The following is a 19,130-nucleotide window of genomic DNA, read 5'->3' as shown; positions in this document are numbered from 1 at the left end:
CAAATGATTGATGACTGGCTTGATATTGATAGATAAAAATAATTTATTCGCCGCGTTTATTTACAACCAACTCACCTAAATCAATCAGTCGGGAACGAATGACATTACGACTTAAACCTAGCATTTGTGCAGTTTTAACTTGATTCTGATGACAATAATGATAGGCGATTCGTAATAATTGCTCTTCAAATTGTGCATAAACTTTTCCATCATTTTGCTGAAATAGCTGATGAAAAACTTCTTTTAATTTAGGATTTATGACGGGTTCACTGGCTTTTTTTTCTTGAAGCTTATTTGGGTTCAATTGAGTGGGTGGTTGAATTAATGTGAGATCATGACTTTCAATAATGCCATTTTGGCAAATTAATAGCGCATGATGGATCATGTTTTCTAATTCACGAATATTACCAGGCCACCAGTAATTGCTGATTTTTTCTTTTGCAGCGTTGGAAAAATCGGCTTTTTCATAACCAAGTTGAGCATGATATTTATCAATAAAGTGATAGGCGAGAGGTAGAATATCTCCTTTTCGTTCACGTAAAGGTTTAATGTTTAAGGTAACCACATTAAGGCGGTAATATAAGTCTTCGCGAAACTGATCGCTAAGAATGGCTTGTTCTAAGTTTACATTTGTTGCGGCGAGTACTCGTACATTTACCGGAATACTTTTACGAGAGCCCAAACGGACTACTTCACGTTCTTGTAATAGTCTTAAAAGTTTAACCTGAATCCGTTTAGATAAATCCCCAATTTCATCAAGTAATAATGTCCCACCGTTTGCAGCCTCGAACCATCCGGCATTGCTCGATAATGCCCCTGTAAAGGCACCTTTTTCATGACCAAAGAGTTCGCTTTCAACAAGGGTCTCCGAAAAAGCCCCACAGTTTACAGCAATAAACGGTTTATTACGCCGTTTACTGTGGTTATGAATTTGTCTGGCAATGAGCTCTTTACCTGTACCTGTTTCCCCATGAATTAATACACTCGCTTCGCTGGGTGCAATCTGCTTGATATATTCAAGCAATTTTTTGGATTCTGGGTCGTTAAATACCTGTGCGGTGGCTTTATGCGAGTCACTGCGCTGGGTAATTTCAGGTAGCGTAACAATATTATGCCGCATCTAATATAGGTCTCTCATTTATATCAAATCGTTTCTGTCGGTGGGAGTTCGATGCATATCGGTTATTCCTAAGTATTCAATTGTCGATGATGTTATGAATAGAATGACGCTTTGGGATAAAGATCATTTAGAGCCCAGATTCCTAAATCTTGCAGCTTATATTCCACTGGGTCATGTAAGGTTTGTGTTCGTACATTGCGCCAGAATCGGTCAAATCGTAATGATGCCTGAGTTGCTCTGGCTCCTGTCACCTCAAAAATACGATTGGTAATATCCAGACTTGTACGCGTTGCTGCCACTTTTGCTGTTGCTACGGCAATCGCAACTTCACCACGTTGTTGTTCTGTCAGGTTTTCAGCAATGTCCCATGCTTCTTGTAATTTGGTGATCGCATTTTTGTTTAACAGACGTAAGGCCTCTAGTTCTAACCAGAACTCGCCATAGTGTCGCAAGATGTACGGGTCTTGGTCGGCATGTTCCACGCCTGATAAAAACCATGCACGTGATTCAGTTTTTGTATAACGTTTGGCTTCAAGCATTGCACCTTCGGAAACGCCCAAGAACATATTCACAAAAACCAATTGTGCAATTAAAGGTCTTAACGTTGAAAATGGGGTACTTAGTGGCCCTGGGTCAAGCAACATATCTTTTATTTCAACACGAACCCGTTCGAAAATGGAACTACCACTGTCTGTTTGACGTTGTCCAATATTATCCCAGTCATGGTACAACGTAATTCCTGAGCGTGAGGTTGGTACCGCTGCAATTAAAAGATTTCCAGTTTTTTCATCTACTCCTGATGCAATAAGCATTTCTGAGTCAAGCGCACCCGAGCAAAAACTTTTTTTCCCGGAAAATTCGTACCAGTCATCTTGTTTTTTTACGACGGTACGTTTGTCGAGTGGGTTTAATGCATTTCCCCAAAACCACGATTTTTCAGCCGTGAGTTGGTACCAACGCTGCCATTGCTGTGAATTGCCAAATAAGCGAACCGTTGCTAAAAGCAAATGATGAAAACCAAAAACATGGGCGAGTGAGCTATCAGCCTGAGCAAAGATTTTGACAACATTAAAGATGTCTTGCCACTGACCGGACAAGCCACCAAATTGCTCTGGAATAGATAAAGAAAGAAGACCACTTTGACGAATTAAATCACGTTCATATTTAGGCGTACCGCCAACTTTATCTCTTTCTATAGCAGTTTGCGCAAACTGTTGAGCCAGAGACTGTGCAACAGGAATAACATCAGAAAGACTACGAATACTGTGGTTCTGATTAAAAACGTTCATACTTGCCTTATCCTTTATTTATCTATTTTTGACATAATTTAAGACTTACTTTCACGATGTGGCGTGAAGGACGAATAAATAATTGGCTGGTGCTTCAATTGATTTATAAGTTGTTATAGCTAGATAAATCACAAGAGATCAACCAAACTAAAGTCTCATAGCATGCAGCCAGCAAACACTATGCCAATAAAATATTTATTAAATTTCAACAGACTGTATCTTTTTTCTCATGTGGCAGGTTGGCTTTAAATTTAAAGTGTTGATGTGCTGTTGCATAAACAACACTATGCTTTTGGAATGTTGCCTATTTCACATCGAGTACTCTAAATGAGCAAATAATTAAATTTAATATTATTTGCACTTAATATTATTGGTATTAGTTATCTAGAAAACTTAGATTAAGGTGCGTTGTTTAGCTATTTTTCTGATTTAAGAAAAAGTACTCGTTCAGATTGATCTCATCCACTTTAAATTTTGGAGATTATTATGGATATCGTCAAACATCCCGAATCTCGCCAACTCGTACGTACGGTTAAAGCTAGTGCATATGTATTTGAAGATCAAAATTCAAAGTGTTTAATGTCTTATGTTGAACAAATCGCACCAAGCGAAGCGTCCGTTTTAATTGTTGGTGAAACAGGAACAGGTAAAGAACTGGTTGCTCGAAAGATTCATGCTTTATCTAATCGGAAAAATAAACCCTTTGTTGCTGTAAACTGTGGTGCTTTATCTGATACGTTAGCTGAAACAGAGTTGTTCGGTCATGAAAAAGGAGCTTTTACAGGAGCCATAAGCCTTCAGATCGGGTGGTTTGAAGCAGCGCATGGCGGAACTATTTTTTTAGATGAAATTGGTGATTTGTCACCAAGCATTCAAGTGAAGCTGCTAAGAATTTTACAAGAAAATGAAGTGGTTCGGGTTGGTTCTCGACAGACCAAAAAAATTGATGTCAGAGTAATTGCTGCAACGAATATTCGATTAGAAGAAGCCGTATATGCAGGTAATTTCAGAGAAGATTTATATTTTCGATTAAAAGTTGCATCGCTCCATGTTTTACCGCTTCGCCTACGAACTGGTGATATTTTACCTCTAGCACAGCACTTCATTTATGACTATTCGCAGAGTCTGAATAAGAAACCGCCTATGTTAAGTGAAGAAGCTCAACAATTGCTCGTTGATTATCATTGGCCGGGAAATATTCGTGAATTAGAAAATGCAATTCATCACGCATTGCTCATTTGTAAAAATGGGGTGATTCAAAGTTATGATTTCCAACTTTCCGGTTTCAAGCATAAATTACTCACTTCTGAATATGATTTTTCGATTTATCGCAACTCAAATCAAACTTTAAAACAATTGCTGTTTAGTTGGTTTGAACAAGGAATAGAAGATTTAAATGAGCAATTAGAGGCAGAAATTACAGGAGCTGCCTATGAATATTGTCATCACAATCAATTGCATACTGCAAAATTACTAGGAATAAGCCGAAATATTATTCGTGCAAGATTGATTAAACATGGTTTATTGTCTCCAAATATTCGCATATAGATCGTGCTTATTTTTTGTATTAACCCAAAATTACCATGTGATTTTGGGTTTTATTTTCTTACTCAAGAAAGATTTAATATTGTTGTTTCTTTAATTTCAAAATAAGACATATATCATTTAAAACAATTACTATTGTTTTTAAACTAATCTAATAGATATTTCTATTAGATTAGTAAAGATATTTTATTAAATAATAGTGTATCCGCCGTCAATTGTAATACATGAGCCATTCATAAAACGGGCTTCATCAGAAGCTAGAAAAATAGCTAACTCGGCAACTTCAGACGCTTCTCCAAAACGGTCCAGTGGAATTTTATCAGTCGGACGGGTTTCTAGCATTTTGGCCGTCATTGGCGTACGAATAGTACCTGGGCAAATAGCATTAATTTTGATGCCATGTTTGGCATACACTGCTGCTAGATGTTTTGTATAACCAATTACAGCATGTTTTGAGGCTGTATAAGAAGCGCCTCCCATTTGAGCTACTAGACCCGCAATAGATGCAATATTGATAATTGCTCCAGAACCCTGTTCAATCATTTTAGGCAAAACTAAATTACTTAAATTGAATACGGCTTTTACATTTATGGCAAACATTCGGTCCCAAAGTTCTTCGGTCGTATCTAAGCTATTGGTATATTTGTCGAAAATACCTGCATTATTCAGTAGTACATCAATTCGACCAAATTTCTCTAATGTAAATTCAACTAACTGCTTGAGCTGATTAAATTGAGTGACATCCACTTGAAAAGCAAAGGCTTCTCCACCTGCGTTGATGATCTTCCCGGCAACTTGGTTAGCCTGTTCTAAATTCATGTCGGCAATAATTAATTTTGCTCCTTGTTGTGCAAAAGCAATTGCTTCGGACTCACCCATACCAGAGGCTGCACCTGTGATAATACAGACTTTATTTTGTAGTCTAGACATAATACATTTCCTAAATCCTAAGTTTTGATCTAAGCTCTCTTTGTGAAATAGATGCTTAAATATTGAAGTTCTCCTGTAAGACTTAAAATACGTATTTAGCCAAACGAGCTCTAGATACAATCTGGGAATGAAGACGATATTCAGACATACTGAGCGAATATCGGACAGGGAATTTAGAAAAGGGAAAATGATGAGGGATCAGATTATTCAACATCCGCTCTCAGAAGAGACGATTAAATACGATGACTATATTGCAGGTTTAGCAAAGGGCCTCAATATTCTTGAAGCATTTGGCACAGATCGACAGCGTTTAAATGTTACTCAAGTCGCAGAGCGAACTAATATTACTCGTACAGCAGCACGTAGATATCTAAAGACACTCAAGTTTTTAGGCTATCTTGAAACTGATGAATATTATTACTGGTTAACACATAAGGTACTTAAGTTTTCAGGGGCTTTTTTAAGTACAGCACATTTGCCAAAAATATCGCAGTCTGTCTTAAATCATTTATCTGAAAAAACGACATTAGTTTTCTCCGTGGTGGTTCAAGATAATTATGAAGTCGTTCCGATTGCTAGAAGTGTCCCGCAAAATGATCATTTCCGGGTAAGTCCTTTTGGTATTCATCTAGGTAACCGAATTCCTGCTCATGCTTCATCAACGGGTAAAGTTTTATTAGCGCATAAATCCTTAGAAGAGCAGAAAAACTGGATTAAGTTATATGGACTTAAACGATTTACTGCATATACATACACAGAAGAAGCCAGTTTTCTAGCTGCATTACAGACCATTAAGGACAATGGTTATTGTATTTCCGCTGAAGAATATGAACTGGGCGTAACAGCAATTGCGATACCGATTATTAATCAGACTGGTGATATTATTGCGGGATTAAATGCTGTTGCTCCGATTTCTAAAGTAAATGATACCTATCTGATTAATACGGTTTTGCCATTACTAAGAGAGGCAGCCAAAGAAATTCGAGACATGATTTAGTTTATTGTTCTGTAGTTTCAATCAAACGTCCTCATCGGGCGTTTTTTTTATATTTAAAATAATTTTATCAATATTTTAAGACTATTTAATTTGTCTTATATAACCGTTGGAAGAGATGATTTTATAAACAGTGAACGATATAAGATGTGTTTGCGCGATCATCGTTCAATTTAAAAGAAAGTGTCTAGTCGGAACTGTGATAGCCCCGTAGTTTAATAAAAAGAAAAGCGTTCGATACAACACTATCAGGATGGTGTAGCCAGCTTATTTCAGGCAAGTGAACGCATGGATCTGTCGCAAGGAGTGACAACAATGAATACCAAATTACCTCAACAGCTTGAATGCGATTTGGTTGTGGTGGGTGCAGGGGCAGGCGGTTTGTCGACTGCGATTACTGCTAAGAAAAAAGGCTTAAATGTTATTGTCCTTGAAAAAGACGATGTGTTCGGAGGTACAACAGCTTTTTCTGGTGGAGTACTATGGGTTCCAGGGAATCATCATGCAAAACAAAATGGTATACAAGATAGTCGTGAAGCAGCGTTGACCTATTTAAAGCATGAAACCAAAGAGTTTTTTAATGCTGAGGCTGTAAATGCATTTCTGGATTATGCACCTGAAATGCTCCAGTTTTTTGAACAAAATACCTCAGTCAAATTTATCCCGACACTTTATCCAGACTATCATCCGGATGCTCTGGGTGGGGTTGATATTGGTCGCTCTGTACTAGCTGCACCCTATGATATTCGTGGTTTGGGCGAGAATATGAAACGCCTACGTCCGCCCCTTAAAACAATTACCTTTATTGGCATGATGTTTAATTCATCTAATGCAGATTTAAAGCACTTTTTTAATGCCACTAAATCGTTTACTTCCTTTATCTATGTGGCAAAGCGATTAGCTATTCATTTAAAAGAACTGGCTGTTTACGGTCGTGGTACTAATGTCACAAGCGGTAATGCTTTGGCTGCACGTTTGGCTAAATCTGCATTTGATTTAAATATTCCAATCTATACAGAAGCTGAAGTTAAGCAGTTAAATTTTGAGAATGGCAAAGTTGTTGGCGTACAAGTTCAACAACAAGATCAGCGCTGCCAGATTAAATCTAAAAATGGAGTAGTACTAGCATGTGGAGGTTTTTCACATGATATTGAACGACTCAAACAAGTTTACGCGCACCTGAAACGTGGTGGTGAACACATCTCACCTGTACCAAAGACTAATACAGGAGATGGATGTCGCCTTGCAGAATCGGTTGGTGGTGTAGTAGATATTCAATATGCGGACTCTGCTGCATGGATGCCTGTGTCAAAAGTTCCCTATGCAGATGGTTACGGTGTATTTCCCCATTTATTAGATCGCTATAAGCCTGGAATTATTGGTGTACTTAAAAATGGTAAGCGTTTCACCAATGAATCAAATTCTTATCATGACGTTGGTGCAGATTTATTTAGGGCTTGTGAGGAGCTTGATGAAACTGCTATGTGGTTGATTTGTGATCATAAAACGATTGGCAAATATGGTTTAGGTTATGCCAAACCAGCTCCAATGCCACTTTCATCTTTAATTAAAAAAGGATATCTCTTTAAAGGTAATAGTTTAAAAGAGCTGGCACAGCAGGCAGGAATTAATGCTGAGCAGTTAGTTAAGACGGTACAGCGTTATAACGAAGGGGCTGTGAAAGGCCAGGATCCAGAATTCCACCGTGGTTCTACTTCGTTTAACCGATATTTGGCCGATCCAGATCACAAACCAAATCCATGTGTAGCACCAATTGAGCAAGGTCCATTTTATGCTGTGAAGGTGTTTATGGGCGATTTAGGAACATTTGATGGAATCAGAACAGCCGTTACTGGTGAAGTTTTAAATCAGTTTCACCAACCCATTCAAGGTTTATACGCAGTTGGTAATGACCGTGCGAGTATTATGGGTGGAAACTATCCAGGTGCAGGAATTACTTTAGGGCCAATCATGACTTTTGGTTATATCACAGGATCACATATTGCTGATTTAGCTAAAGGAGGGAATGGTTTTATATCATCTAAAAATTCTAAATCTGCCAACTCTCAATCTGTTAAGGAGACTTTTCATGTTTCATAAACCGATTGTTGATCACCGTATTTACAATATTACACCACGATGCATGCCTAGATTTCTTGAGGTATTCGATCAGCTGGCGATGCCTATTTTGAAAAAGCACTTGGGCGAGCCACTTGGTTTTTATATTAGTAATATCGGTACGTTAAATCAGGTCGTACATTTGTGGGGTTATGACAGTCTGGATGACTATGAAAAGCGTAGTTTTGCCCGAGATACAGATCCTGACTTCCAAGTTTATTTGAAAGCATCTGAAGGTTTAGTGACGTCACAGGTGAATCAAATTTTAAGGCCAGTGAACTTAGCTTCATTAATTAAGCCTTAAACAGCAGTTTATTTAAAAATTCCCTTAAGGAAAGGTGTTTTGAGAAAAACACCGAGGGAAACTTCGTGCTTTTATAAGGAGAAACTCATGAGCACAAGTCAAATACAAAGGAAAGATGTAAAAAGCATATTAAATGAAAATAAGATGGGTGGACTACAAAAGCTCATTCTATTTTTTTGCTTTGCTATTATTGCTTTAGATGGTCTGGATGTCGTAGTCATGGGATTGATTGCTCCTCAGATTATTCAGGAGTGGGGTATTAGTGCACAAGAGTTAGCACCAGTTTTAAGTGCAGCATTGGTTGGATTAGCAATAGGTGCATTAGTTTCTGGGCCTTTATCAGATAAATTTGGCCGAAAACCAGTGCTAATTTTAAGCGTACTTGGCTTTGGTATTTTTACTTTGCTAACAGCGTTTTCAACTGATATCACACATCTTTTAATTTATCGTTTTCTTACTGGATTAGGTGCAGGTGCTGCTGCTCCCAATGCAGCGACTTTAGTTTCAGAATATGCAGCAGATCATCGCCGTTCATTTTCAGTTACTGTTGCCTACTGTGGATTTTCTTTAGGCGCTGCCGCAGGTGGTTTTTTAGCAGCATGGCTGATTCCGGAGTTTGGCTGGCGTAGTATGTTGATATTAGGCGGCGTACTGCCTTTGATTTTGGTACCATTTTTATATTGGAAAATGCCTGAATCAATTACTTATTTAGTCAAACAATCGTACTCCCAAGACAAAATCAAAGCGATTTTAAAACGCTTATTTCCACAATCTTCTTTTTTAAATCAAGAAATTTATCTGAATGAAGTAAAAACCGAGAAATCTGGTCTAGGTCTAATTTTATCTAGTAAATATCGCTATGGCACTATTATGCTCTGGATCAGTTATTTCATGGCATTATTTTTAATCTACCTATGCAGTAGCTGGTTACCAACCTTAATTAAATCGAATCAATTTACGATTTCTCAAGCTGCCATTGTGACTTCGTTCTTTCAAATTGGTGGTCCTGTTGGAAGTATCACTCTAGGTTGGTGTATGGATCATTATCGTCCGCGTTTGGTACTTTTTATTGCCATGTTGATTGGCGCACTTGCAACCTTTGGGTTAGGGCATTTTGGTCATGATATGGTGCTTATGTGTATTTTTGCATGGATTCTTGGTTTTACTTTTAATGGTGGGGCCGTTGGTTTGAGTGCTTTAGCGACTGGATATTATCCGACTTCTGCTCGCGCAACCGGAGCAAGCTGGATGAATGGTATTGGGCGCTTTGGTGCAATATTAAGTGCGTTTGCTGGAGCTGCGATGATCAGTTCAGGTATGCCATTTTCTATGATGTTCTCATTATTAATGATTCCTGCTGTACTTTCTGGTTTTGCCGTTTTAATTCAGGGTATTAAAACGAAACAGTCTATTGTGCAAACCAAAACACAGTTGAGTTAAATCAGTAATAAAGCAAGTTGATTAACTATTTTAAAATCTATCTTTGCTTCTTAAATGTTTTCTATGGCTTTGAATTAGCTTGATCAGCATGCTGGTCAGGTAGGGATAAATACACTTAAAAAATGTATAGCAGTTGATTCAGCTGAAATAATTCAAGGCTTTATGTTCATAATAAACAATGTGCTAAGGAACAGCATTAATGAAATTTTCTATGACTTCGCTTGCGATGATTTCAACTTTTACATTAGCAAGTAGTGCGGTATTTGCCTTCGATCCTTTAGCTCAGGACCAAAAATGGATATTGGGCGATTGGAACGGAAAACGCGCTCAACTCGAGCAGCAAGGTTATCAATTTACCGCAGCTTTTCAAAATGAAAGTGCTATTAATCTGAGTGGAGGATATGACGATTCACCACGACTATTTAATGCAAACCAATGGACATTTGGTACACGTCTAGATTTAGAAAAAATAGCAGATTGGAAAGATACTCAAGCCCAGTTGAGCATAACGAAACGAGATGGACAACCGCTTTCTACTGATCGGATTAGTGATCCTAGAGCGCCGCAATTTAGTAGTGCTCAAGAGATTTATGGGCGTGGACAATGGTGGCGCTTAACCAGTGCATGGATTAAAAAAGGATTTTTGAATAATGATCTACACATTAAGGTAGGTCGCATGGGACTTTCAGATGATTTTAATGCATCACATTGTGAGTTTCAAAACTTAATGTTATGTGGAGGTCAGTTAGGTAAAACAGTAGGAGATATTTGGTTTAATAGTCCTGTAAGCCAATGGGGAATTAACGCCAAATATCAATTTTTACCATCGCTCTGGTTTGGAACAGGGATTTATGAGGTCAATCCTGAAAATGCTTTAGAGCAACATGGTTTTAATTTGGATATGGATCAACGTAAAGGTATTTTAATTCCTGTGGAACTATCTTGGAAACCCAATCTAGCATTTTTCGATGGCTTAAGTGGTGAATATAAAGTCGGTGCATTTTTGTCAACGGCAGATGCACATAATGTTAGTACAGATGAAAAAGGTAATATTGAGCCAAATGCAGCAGATCGGAAATGGCAAAACAATAAGCATAGTGTTTGGCTTAATGCGCAACAACAGGTTTTTGCGCCTGCGGACGACCCTAAGCATGGTTTATTTATTTCAGCAAACTTTACTTTTAATGATAAATCTACAACTGTCGTTGAAAGCACACAGCAACTAGCACTTTGGTATAAGGGCATATTCGAGCATCGACCAAATGATACTATTGGTTTAGGTCTGGCACGTTTTGATGTGAATGATCGTGTCCGAGAACGCCAAAATGCATCTAATCAATTGCTGGGATTAACCGAAGTTGACTATGCGAATCCGAAATATACACCGATTCAGCATGACGAATTGAATATTGAATTGAACTATAACTTTCAATGGTCACCTAGTATTGCTTTACGACCAAATATTCAATATGTGCATCAAGCTGGTGGTCTAAAACAAGTGGATGATGCTTGGGTAGTCGGTATGACCATGAAACTTAATTTTTAAATATGTATGAGTAAAAAGGCAAACAGAGGTTTGCCTTTTTATTTTCCAAACAAGATTTTTAGATTTTCTTGGAAAAGCGTTTCAAGTGATAAAACTTCATTTGGATTTAGGATGCCATTGTGAATCATACCCATCCACATAGGGCTCACAATAAGCAATGCAAATTGCTGTGGGGAAATAGTGGCTGATAATTCTCCACGTTGAATCGCTAAACTGGTTAATTGCTCAAGCTCATACTGAATAGGTAAAAAAATCTTATTTACGTAAGTTTGACGAATATGCGGAAAATTATTTCCTTCACGTAAAATTAAGAGTGCCATATCCGCACGACCAGTCGTTTCAAGCGTTAAAACACTGGGAATAATCTTTTTACAAATAAACTCGTAAACAGTTTCATTTTGAGTGATTTCAGAAGCGCGAATAGGGCGAAATGAATCGTTGATGAGAGCATCAATTACTGCTTCAAATAACTGATCTTTAGTTTCAAAATAAGAATAAATTGTACCTTTGCCTAATTCAGCATGTTTAGCAATATCTGAAATTTTTGCTCTTGCAAAACCTACTTCAATAAAATGTTGTAGAGCAGAGTCAATAATTTTCTTTTTAGTTTCTTGCGTCTTTTCTAGACTAGGGCCGCGTGTTTTAGATTTCGTCATGTTGAACTAGATTTCATTGTTAACAAGATTATTTTAACATAAATTGACCTGTGGGTCATATTTGAATTAAAATCGACTTAAAAGTCACTTTTGGTTGAATTATGCAGACACCAAAGTCCAGTGTTCAATATTGCATTATTAGCTTTGCGCTGTGTCTTGCTGCTTTAAGCACCGCTCTAGCAAGTCCTCTATATGCAATCTATGAACAAGAGTGGGGAGTTTCAACGTCTCAAATAGGCTATATCTTTATTTCCTATATGTTAGGCGTAGTTTTTTCACTGCTGTTTTTAAATAAACTCAATGCAATTTATCACTATAAAAATGTGATTTTGGTCAGTCTGGCTTTAACCATTTTAGGTTTAATGTTGTCTGCATTGGCAAGTTCTGTTTGGTTACTGGGCTTTTCAAGGTTTCTGATTGGAATTGCTTCAGGACTTATTACCACCGCTGCAATGGTGGGACTCAAAGACCAATATCCATTTCGTAATAAGGCATTAGCTGAAAAGCTTACTTCTATAATTACTGTCTTGGGTTTTGGTTTGGGACCTTTGGTCGGTGGTGTATTAGCTGATCATACTGTGCGACCTTTGGCTGATCCTTATTGGATTATTATCTTTTTTTCACTTCTAATATTTATCAGTGTGTTTTGGGTCAAACCCAGATTTAAAATTGAGAAAAAATATCAGTTAAATGAGTTATTAAAGTTACAAGGTTTAGCATTGCCGCAGGTAGCTTCACGTAAAGTTTTCTGGGTCTGTAGTGTGGCTGCACTTTGTAGTTTCGGAGCCTTCAGCTTATATGCAGCTTTAGCTGGGACTTTTATTAAAGAATTACCGATTAAATCATCAGCCACCTTAACAGGTGTATCAATTTCAATCATTTTATTTGTGTCAGTACTGAGTCAATTATTTTGTAAATCGTTTAAAGAATTGCATGTGTTGTATGCCGGGCTATTCGCTTTATTGCTTGGAACCATTAGTTTGGTAATGGCAGAAATCGAACACATCGTTTGGTTTTTATTGATCAGTATTTTACTGACGGGTATGGGACATGGTTTTACCTTAAGTGCTGTCTACCACTTTATTGGCAATATGATGGATCGGGAAAAAAATCCGCTGATCTTTTCTAGTTATTTGTTTATTGCTTATCAAGGTACGATCTGGCCTGTCATCCTTTCCAGTTATTTTATTGAATATTTCGGGGTGGTCATCACATTAGGGCTAATTGCAGCATTATTAATGGTGACTATCGTTTGGTTGATGCATCAACTTAAATTTAAGGTGGCGCCTATATTGGCTTGTCATAAATAACGATTGATCAATTTTTGGAACTTAAAATATGTTTAAAGGGAATTTAGGCAATCGAAATATGATTTTGATTGCCTTAGAAGCTAAAAATTAGATATGGATTAAATTGATGATGGAAGCAATTTTTTCAGAAGTTGCCATGAGTGCTGGTGCTAACTCTTCAATACGTTTAGGACTTAAACGTACAGAAGGCCCTGCAATACTGACTGTGCCAAAAGGTTGGCCCGTCTGTGGATTGAGAATGATTTTAGCCATAGCAGACATGCCTAGCTCATAGGTGTCACTAATCACACCATAACCTCGCTCTCTAGAAGCCTTAATCATTTGCTCTAGTTCTGTAAGGTCTTTTGGTGAGTTTGGTCCAAAGTTCTTGGCTTTATCGAAACCTTCACGTTCCACAATTCGGGAAAAGTCATTTTGGTCAAGGGTAGATAAATAGGCTAAACCACAAGCTGAAGCTGGTAAATAGGCCACGTTGCCAGAGTCAGGATCATATTTTAGACCTGATTTGGCTCCTTGAGCTTTACCAATCCAGATAATTTTTTCGTCTTCGATTAAACCAAGGCGAACCAGTTCAGAAGAGGTTTCTGCCAGTTCATCAAGATAGGGTTGAAATGTTTCGGTAATCGAGCGTGAAGACAGAAAACTCAAACCCATTGAGGCAATTTTAAGAGTGAGCTTGTAGTGTTGGGTGATTTCATCTTGATAGATATATCCCATGTCTTTCATCGCAGTCAGAATGCGATGCATTGCAGACTTTGGGATATCAAGATCAACAGAAAGCTGACTAAGTGCACATCCATCCACTTCTTTTAATAGTGCTTCGAGGATGAGCAAAGAACGATCGGTATTGCTGAGCATAAAAATCCTAATATTATTTTCTGGAACAGTGTTCCAAAAAAATTAAAAACAGATTATAGTTGTTTTAGATTCTATCTCAAATGCCTTACAGATGAATCATTCAGATAAGGAGTTTCCTAATTATTCAGCTTTTGAGAATAAGTAGGGAGCAAAACTGAATAAGCGATGGAAAACGCATATTTGCTGATACACACTAATGGAGTAAGTGTATGACTCAACAGGTAAATTTAAGGGAGTTTATTGATGAAAATCGCATATCCCCAATACAAAAACTAGTTATTTTTTTATGTTTAATGATTGTCGTTGTTGATGGTATCGACATATCAATCATGGGATTTGTGGCTCCCGTCATTAAGCAGCAATGGGGAATTACTACAACTGATCTTGCACCCGTAATGAGTGCAGCTTTAATTGGTTTAGCTGTAGGCGCAGTGATTTCAGGACCTTTAGCAGACAAGTTTGGACGTAAAAAACTACTCATTATTAACTTAATTGGTTTTGGTGTATTTACTTTATGTGCAGCAGTTTCTAGCAATGTGACGGAACTGATGATGTTCCGTTTTATTGCTGGTTTATTTATGGGTGGAGTAATGCCGCAAGCTGTTACGTTGGTAACGGATTACTCTCCCATGAGAATGAATGGCCGTATGGTTACCATCATTCTAAGTGGATTCACAATTGGTGCTGCTATTGGAGGTTTTTTGGCTGCTTGGGTGATTCCACATTTTAACTGGCATGCCATGATGATTATTGGTGGAGTCCTACCGCTTGTTCTAGCCGTTATCGCAGTATTTAAATTACCTGAATCTATTGGTTATAAAGTCCTGAAGGAACATCCAAAAGCAGAGATTGATGCCATTATCCATAAAATGGCGCCAGAGTTTGATACGGTTAACACTGTATTTGTTTTACCTAAAGCAAAAACCAATACGGTTGATAATCCAGTAAAAGCAGTCCTGAGTCCTTTTTATTTCTTAGGCAGCTTTTTGCTCTGGTGGAGCTATGCATCTGGTTTGTTTGTGGTGTATTTACTTGGAAGTTGGTTACCAATGATGAGCCATGAATTTGGTTTCAGCATTAGTGAAGCTTCAATTATCACTGCGATTTATCAGTTAGGGGGCCCAGTAGGTTGTATCGCATGCGGTTATTTGATGGACAAGTTGAATCCACACCTTGGATTAGTGATTGCATATCTTTTAGCGATTGGCTTCATGTTCTTTCTAGGTGCAGTGGGTCATAACTTTGTAATGTATAGCATGATGTGTTTCTTCATCGGTATGTGGATGAATGGTGCGAATGCAGGTATTAATAGTGTTTCCAGTTCATTTTACCCAGTTTTTGCTCGCGCGACCGGCAACAGTTGGATGCATGGGATAGGCCGATTAGGAGCAGTGGGTAGCGCATTTGCCGGAGCATATTTTTTAAGCCTAGGATGGGCAACAAGCAAAATTTTTCTTGTGCTTTGCTTACCAACCGCCGGCATGGTCGCAGCATTAATCATTATGAAACTGGTTTATTCGCCAACAAAGATACGTCAGCACGAACTTAAAAAAGTTCAAATCTAAAATTTTCTAACTCATCGACTTTTAAGGAGATTGAATAATGGATATTCAATTGAATGGATCAACTCGTCTTTATTTTGTGGTCGGACATCCGATTGTACAGGTCAAATCACCTGAGGGTGTAACGATGGAGCTGCTTAAAAAGGATTTAAATGCGATTGTTATACCTGCTGATGTAGCACCAGAACACTTCCCAAATTTTGTACAGCAAAATTTGTATTTAAATAATAGTGACGGCTTGATTGTCACGGTGCCTCATAAAATTTTGGCTTTGAATTGCTGCCAAAAATTAACTTCACGTGCACAGTTTATTGGGGCGGTAAATACGATTCGCCGCTGTAAAGAAGGGTGGGAAGGAGACATGCTTGATGGTAAAGGCATGGTACAAGCGATACGAAATAAGTTAATCGAGCTAAAAGATAAACGTGCCATTTTGGCGGGAGCGGGTGGAGCAGGTAAAGCGATTGCTTATGAATTACTTCTTGCTGAGGTGGCTGAGTTAGCAATTTTTGATGTAGATCAAACGCGTCAACAACAACTAGTTGAACAACTTCAACAGCTAGGTAAAGGCAAAGTTGTTGCACATAACAATGATCCAACAGGATTCGACGTTGTGGTCAATGCGACACCTATGGGAATGAATGGTGATCCTTCAGCAGCTTTTCAATTAGAAAAAATAACTGCACAAATGTCAGTTGCAGATGTGGTGACTAGTCCTGAAAACACGCCATTTATTCAGCATGCGTCGACTTTGGGATGTAACGCAGTCAAAGGAACGGACATGTTTATTGAAGTTCGTGACCTAATGATTGCTTATTTACTTGAGAAAGAGCAGGAGCAACAAGATGTCGCGTGAATATTCACTTTCATTTTTGACAGTTGCAGATGTGAGTCCTGTAGAAGCAGTCAAAATTGCAGCAAAGTGTGGTTATGCAGCAGTGGGCTTACGCCTGCTGCCAGCAGCACCTAATGAAGTAGATTATCCAATTTTAAATGATAGCAAGCTAATTAAGGAAACAAGGGCTGCTTTGGATGATACAGGTGTTCGTATTGCTGATGTTGAAATTGTACGAATTACTTCTGACTTTGAACCAAATAAATATTTGCAGTTTTTAAGTACCGCTGAGCAACTCGGAGCTAGGCATATTTTAGTTGCAGGAAATGATCCTGAGCAGTCAAGACAAATACATCACTTCGCACAATTTTGTGAATTAAGTAAACAGTTTGGCTTGAGTTGTGACCTAGAGTTCATGCCGTGGACCAATGTGAAAAATTTGGCGCAGGCTGAATATATCGTGAATCAATCAGGGCAAGAAAATGCGGCCATTTTAATTGATGCATTACATTTTGACCGATCAGATTCAACACTTGAGCAGATCAAAGCACTTAATCCAAAGCAATTGAACTATGTTCAGCTTTGCGATGGTTTTGCTGAATATGATCCGAGCGACGAAGGCTTAATTAAGATTGCACGTTCTAATCGATTAGTGCCAGGGCAAGGCGAAATTGATCTTGTAGGGTTAATTCGTGCTTTACCTAAAGAAATTATGTTAGCTGCAGAAGTCCCCAATTTAGTACTAGCTGAACGTCCTGCTCTCGAACGCGCTGAAGTTAATTTGCAAGCAATGAAGCAGCTCGTTGCGCTCGCTCAATTGGGCACGGTTACGGGGTAATAAGTATGAACGCAAAAACCCAACAACCATTTCAGATGATTCCGATGCCAATTCGTGAATGCTACGAATGTGATGTTTTGGTCATTGGCTCAGGTGCAGGTGGGCTTTCAAGCGCCGTGACCGCAGCATATGAAGGATTAAAGGTTATTGTCGCAGAGAAAGCATCCGTATTTGGTGGAACTACTGCTGTATCGGGAGGGTGGTTATGGATTCCTAATACACCTCATGCTGTACGTGAAGGAAAAGCCGAACCAATTGAGATACCTAAGCTATATTTAAAAAATATTTTGGGTGAAAAGTATGATGAAGCAAAGATTCATACTTATTTAACTCAAGCACCAAAAATGGTGGAATTTTTCGAAGCCAAAACTGAGGTTAAGTTTAATATTGGTGCTGCAGTACCTGACTTTTTCAATATTGAGGGTGCTAGGGTTGGGTGGCGTTCGATTGTTGCTGCACCTTACGATGGTCGTTTACTTGGTCAGAAACTAAATATCCTACGTCCGCCAATTCCTGAAACTACGCTTTGGGGAATGGGTATCGCTTCTGGCGCAGATATGAAACATTTCATTAATACTTTTAATGCAATTCCTTCCTTTATCTATGCGACCAAACGAGTATTACGACATTTTTTTGATCTAATTTTTACTAAGCGCTCAACTCAAATTGTGAATGGTAATGCTTTGGTGGCTCGGCTACTCAAATCTGCATTTGATTACAAAGTAAAACTATTAGCAAATCATGCCATGACTGAATTAGTTGAAGAAAATGGTCGAGTGATTGGAGCATTATTTAAAACACCAGCTGGTATCGTCAAGATAGTAGCAAAACATGGCGTGGTATTAGCGACAGGCGGTTTTCCGCATGATGAAAAACGTAAACAAGCTTTATTCAAACATGTGAGTGAAGGAACTCCTCATCATTCAGCTGCTCCTGAAACAAATATAGGTGATGGCTTAATTGCAGCAGAAGCAATTGGAGCAACTGTTGATCAAACCTTGCCTTGGTCTGGCGCATGGGCACCTGTTTCACTAATGCCACGTTTAGATGGAACTTTAGGTCGTTTTCCACATTTGGTTGAGCGAGGCAAACCAGGGTTAATTGCTGTTTTAAAAAATGGCCGTCGGTTCACGAATGAAGGTGATTCCTATCCATTATTTATTAAAGATTTATTCAAACATACATCGCAAGGCAAACAAGCACATTGCTGGTTGATTTGTGATCACAAGTTCATCCGCCGTTACGGCTTAGGCGCTGTTAAACCTTTTCCAATTTCTCTAAAGCCTTGGCTAGACAACGGTTACTTAAAACAAGGACACACTATTCAAGAGCTGGCTGTGGCGTGCGGTATAGATCCAGTTCAGTTTTTAAAAACAGTAGAGCAGTACAACCAATATGCCTATTTAGGCCAAGACCCCGAATTTCAACGTGGTACTACTCCTTATCAAAAAGCACAGGGTGATGCCGATCATCATCCGAACCCATGTATTGCCCCGATTGAAAATGGACCATTTTATGCAGTTGAGGTGGTGCCAGGAAGTTTAGGGACATTTGCAGGACTGGTTACAGATGAATATGCCCAAGTTCTAAATAAAACAGGGCAACCGATTAATGGATTATTTGCGGCTGGAAATGATCTTAATAGCATCATGGGGGGGCAATATCCAAGTGGTGGAATTACCTTGGGTCCAGCCATGACATTTGGTTATCTTGCTGCAAAAAAAATTGCTGAACAAGCTAGAACTGAAACAGTAGCGTTCCTGCCACATAAGCAAGACTAAGGAG

16 protein-coding genes are annotated in these 19,130 nt (G+C 38.5%); 11 read left to right on the top strand and 5 right to left on the bottom strand.

What is annotated here, in order from left to right:
• Positions 1-43: 43 nt before the first annotated feature.
• Both F886_RS12600 and F886_RS12595 read right to left on the bottom strand, forming a co-directional pair.
• Positions 44-1,120: a sigma-54 interaction domain-containing protein gene (locus F886_RS12600; RefSeq protein WP_005305854.1), complete on the bottom strand. Its 1,077-nt coding sequence runs from the start codon at positions 1,118-1,120 to the stop codon at positions 44-46.
• A gap of 92 nt (positions 1,121-1,212) precedes the next feature.
• The gene (locus F886_RS12595) at positions 1,213-2,409 is read right to left on the bottom strand and encodes an acyl-CoA dehydrogenase family protein (protein WP_005305851.1); all 1,197 of its coding nucleotides are present in this window, start codon (positions 2,407-2,409) and stop codon (positions 1,213-1,215) included.
• Between the two features lie 486 nt (positions 2,410-2,895).
• Between F886_RS12595 and F886_RS12590 the strand changes: the two genes are divergently transcribed.
• A complete protein-coding gene (locus tag F886_RS12590) occupies positions 2,896-3,957 on the top strand; it encodes a sigma-54 interaction domain-containing protein (RefSeq protein ID WP_005305848.1) in 1,062 nt (353 codons plus the stop codon).
• Between the two features lie 186 nt (positions 3,958-4,143).
• Here F886_RS12590 and F886_RS12585 read toward each other — a convergent pair whose 3' ends face one another.
• The gene (locus F886_RS12585) at positions 4,144-4,884 is read right to left on the bottom strand and encodes an SDR family NAD(P)-dependent oxidoreductase (RefSeq protein ID WP_005305845.1); all 741 of its coding nucleotides are present in this window, start codon (positions 4,882-4,884) and stop codon (positions 4,144-4,146) included.
• A 190-nt stretch (positions 4,885-5,074) separates the two neighbouring features.
• Here F886_RS12585 and F886_RS12580 point away from each other — a divergent pair, with 190 nt between their 5' ends.
• The 5 genes from F886_RS12580 (at position 5,075) to F886_RS12560 (ending at position 11,286) form a co-directional block, all read left to right on the top strand.
• The gene (locus F886_RS12580) at positions 5,075-5,881 is read left to right on the top strand and encodes an IclR family transcriptional regulator domain-containing protein (RefSeq protein ID WP_005305842.1); all 807 of its coding nucleotides are present in this window, start codon (positions 5,075-5,077) and stop codon (positions 5,879-5,881) included.
• Between the two features lie 312 nt (positions 5,882-6,193).
• Positions 6,194-7,978 carry an FAD-dependent oxidoreductase gene (locus tag F886_RS12575; protein WP_005305839.1) on the top strand — a complete coding sequence of 595 codons (1,785 nt, stop codon included), beginning with the start codon at positions 6,194-6,196 and terminating at the stop codon, positions 7,976-7,978.
• On the top strand, positions 7,968-8,300 hold the full coding sequence (locus tag F886_RS12570) for an NIPSNAP family protein (protein ID WP_005305836.1): 333 nt from the start codon (positions 7,968-7,970) through the stop codon (positions 8,298-8,300). Before F886_RS12575 ends, F886_RS12570 begins: the two co-directional genes overlap by 11 nt.
• A gap of 87 nt (positions 8,301-8,387) precedes the next feature.
• The gene (locus F886_RS12565) at positions 8,388-9,740 is read left to right on the top strand and encodes an MFS transporter (RefSeq protein WP_005305835.1); all 1,353 of its coding nucleotides are present in this window, start codon (positions 8,388-8,390) and stop codon (positions 9,738-9,740) included.
• Between the two features lie 211 nt (positions 9,741-9,951).
• The gene (locus F886_RS12560) at positions 9,952-11,286 is read left to right on the top strand and encodes a carbohydrate porin (RefSeq protein WP_034591330.1); all 1,335 of its coding nucleotides are present in this window, start codon (positions 9,952-9,954) and stop codon (positions 11,284-11,286) included.
• A gap of 38 nt (positions 11,287-11,324) precedes the next feature.
• Here the strand turns inward: F886_RS12560 and F886_RS12555 are convergent, their stop codons facing one another.
• Entirely contained in the window at positions 11,325-11,942 is a 618-nt protein-coding gene (locus F886_RS12555) for a TetR/AcrR family transcriptional regulator (protein ID WP_005305827.1), read from the bottom strand.
• A 101-nt stretch (positions 11,943-12,043) separates the two neighbouring features.
• Between F886_RS12555 and F886_RS12550 the strand changes: the two genes are divergently transcribed.
• Entirely contained in the window at positions 12,044-13,252 is a 1,209-nt protein-coding gene (locus tag F886_RS12550; RefSeq protein WP_005305824.1) for an MFS transporter, read from the top strand.
• Between the two features lie 87 nt (positions 13,253-13,339).
• On the opposite strand, the gene F886_RS12545 is transcribed toward F886_RS12550, so the two are convergent.
• Positions 13,340-14,110 (bottom strand): IclR family transcriptional regulator, encoded by a 771-nt coding sequence (locus F886_RS12545; RefSeq protein ID WP_005305821.1) that lies wholly within the window; start codon positions 14,108-14,110, stop codon positions 13,340-13,342.
• 209 nt (positions 14,111-14,319) lie between these two features.
• Between F886_RS12545 and F886_RS12540 the strand changes: the two genes are divergently transcribed.
• Genes F886_RS12540 through F886_RS12525 form a run of 4 tightly spaced genes read left to right on the top strand, consistent with a single transcriptional unit; the run spans position 14,320 to position 19,126 of the window.
• Positions 14,320-15,675, top strand: coding sequence for an MFS transporter (locus F886_RS12540; protein WP_005305820.1), 1,356 nt, complete (start codon positions 14,320-14,322; stop codon positions 15,673-15,675).
• A gap of 37 nt (positions 15,676-15,712) precedes the next feature.
• A complete protein-coding gene (locus F886_RS12535) occupies positions 15,713-16,528 on the top strand; it encodes a shikimate dehydrogenase family protein (RefSeq protein ID WP_005305817.1) in 816 nt (271 codons plus the stop codon).
• Positions 16,518-17,345, top strand: coding sequence for a sugar phosphate isomerase/epimerase family protein (locus F886_RS12530; protein ID WP_005305813.1), 828 nt, complete (start codon positions 16,518-16,520; stop codon positions 17,343-17,345). The genes F886_RS12535 and F886_RS12530 overlap by 11 nt, the downstream gene beginning before the upstream one ends.
• 5 nt (positions 17,346-17,350) lie before the next feature.
• The gene (locus tag F886_RS12525; RefSeq protein WP_005305809.1) at positions 17,351-19,126 is read left to right on the top strand and encodes an FAD-dependent oxidoreductase; all 1,776 of its coding nucleotides are present in this window, start codon (positions 17,351-17,353) and stop codon (positions 19,124-19,126) included.
• Positions 19,127-19,130 lie beyond the last annotated feature (4 nt).

It is taken from the genome of Acinetobacter sp. NIPH 542 (assembly GCF_000369825.1).
GTDB classification, from domain to species: Bacteria; Pseudomonadota; Gammaproteobacteria; order Pseudomonadales; family Moraxellaceae; genus Acinetobacter; species Acinetobacter oleivorans.
The sequence above is the reverse complement of the archived record's forward strand: the minus strand, read 5'-3'. Positions and strand labels throughout refer to the sequence as shown.

Bases quoted from the DNA above. Each gene is read 5' to 3' on its own strand.
- F886_RS12600 (WP_005305854.1), bottom strand. From the start codon at position 1,120: ATGCGGCATAATATTGTTACGCTACCTGAAATTACCCAGCGCAGTGAC.
- F886_RS12585 (WP_005305845.1), bottom strand. From the start codon at position 4,884: ATGTCTAGACTACAAAATAAAGTCTGTATTATCACAGGTGCAGCCTCT.
- F886_RS12525 (WP_005305809.1), top strand. From the start codon at position 17,351: ATGAACGCAAAAACCCAACAACCATTTCAGATGATTCCGATGCCAATT.
- F886_RS12590 (WP_005305848.1), top strand. From the start codon at position 2,896: ATGGATATCGTCAAACATCCCGAATCTCGCCAACTCGTACGTACGGTT.
- F886_RS12580 (WP_005305842.1), top strand. From the start codon at position 5,075: ATGAGGGATCAGATTATTCAACATCCGCTCTCAGAAGAGACGATTAAA.
- F886_RS12540 (WP_005305820.1), top strand. From the start codon at position 14,320: ATGACTCAACAGGTAAATTTAAGGGAGTTTATTGATGAAAATCGCATA.
- F886_RS12530 (WP_005305813.1), top strand. From the start codon at position 16,518: ATGTCGCGTGAATATTCACTTTCATTTTTGACAGTTGCAGATGTGAGT.
- F886_RS12595 (WP_005305851.1), bottom strand. From the start codon at position 2,409: ATGAACGTTTTTAATCAGAACCACAGTATTCGTAGTCTTTCTGATGTT.
- F886_RS12550 (WP_005305824.1), top strand. From the start codon at position 12,044: ATGCAGACACCAAAGTCCAGTGTTCAATATTGCATTATTAGCTTTGCG.
- F886_RS12545 (WP_005305821.1), bottom strand. From the start codon at position 14,110: ATGCTCAGCAATACCGATCGTTCTTTGCTCATCCTCGAAGCACTATTA.
- F886_RS12560 (WP_034591330.1), top strand. From the start codon at position 9,952: ATGACTTCGCTTGCGATGATTTCAACTTTTACATTAGCAAGTAGTGCG.
- F886_RS12565 (WP_005305835.1), top strand. From the start codon at position 8,388: ATGAGCACAAGTCAAATACAAAGGAAAGATGTAAAAAGCATATTAAAT.
- F886_RS12575 (WP_005305839.1), top strand. From the start codon at position 6,194: ATGAATACCAAATTACCTCAACAGCTTGAATGCGATTTGGTTGTGGTG.
- F886_RS12555 (WP_005305827.1), bottom strand. From the start codon at position 11,942: ATGACGAAATCTAAAACACGCGGCCCTAGTCTAGAAAAGACGCAAGAA.
- F886_RS12570 (WP_005305836.1), top strand. From the start codon at position 7,968: ATGTTTCATAAACCGATTGTTGATCACCGTATTTACAATATTACACCA.
- F886_RS12535 (WP_005305817.1), top strand. From the start codon at position 15,713: ATGGATATTCAATTGAATGGATCAACTCGTCTTTATTTTGTGGTCGGA.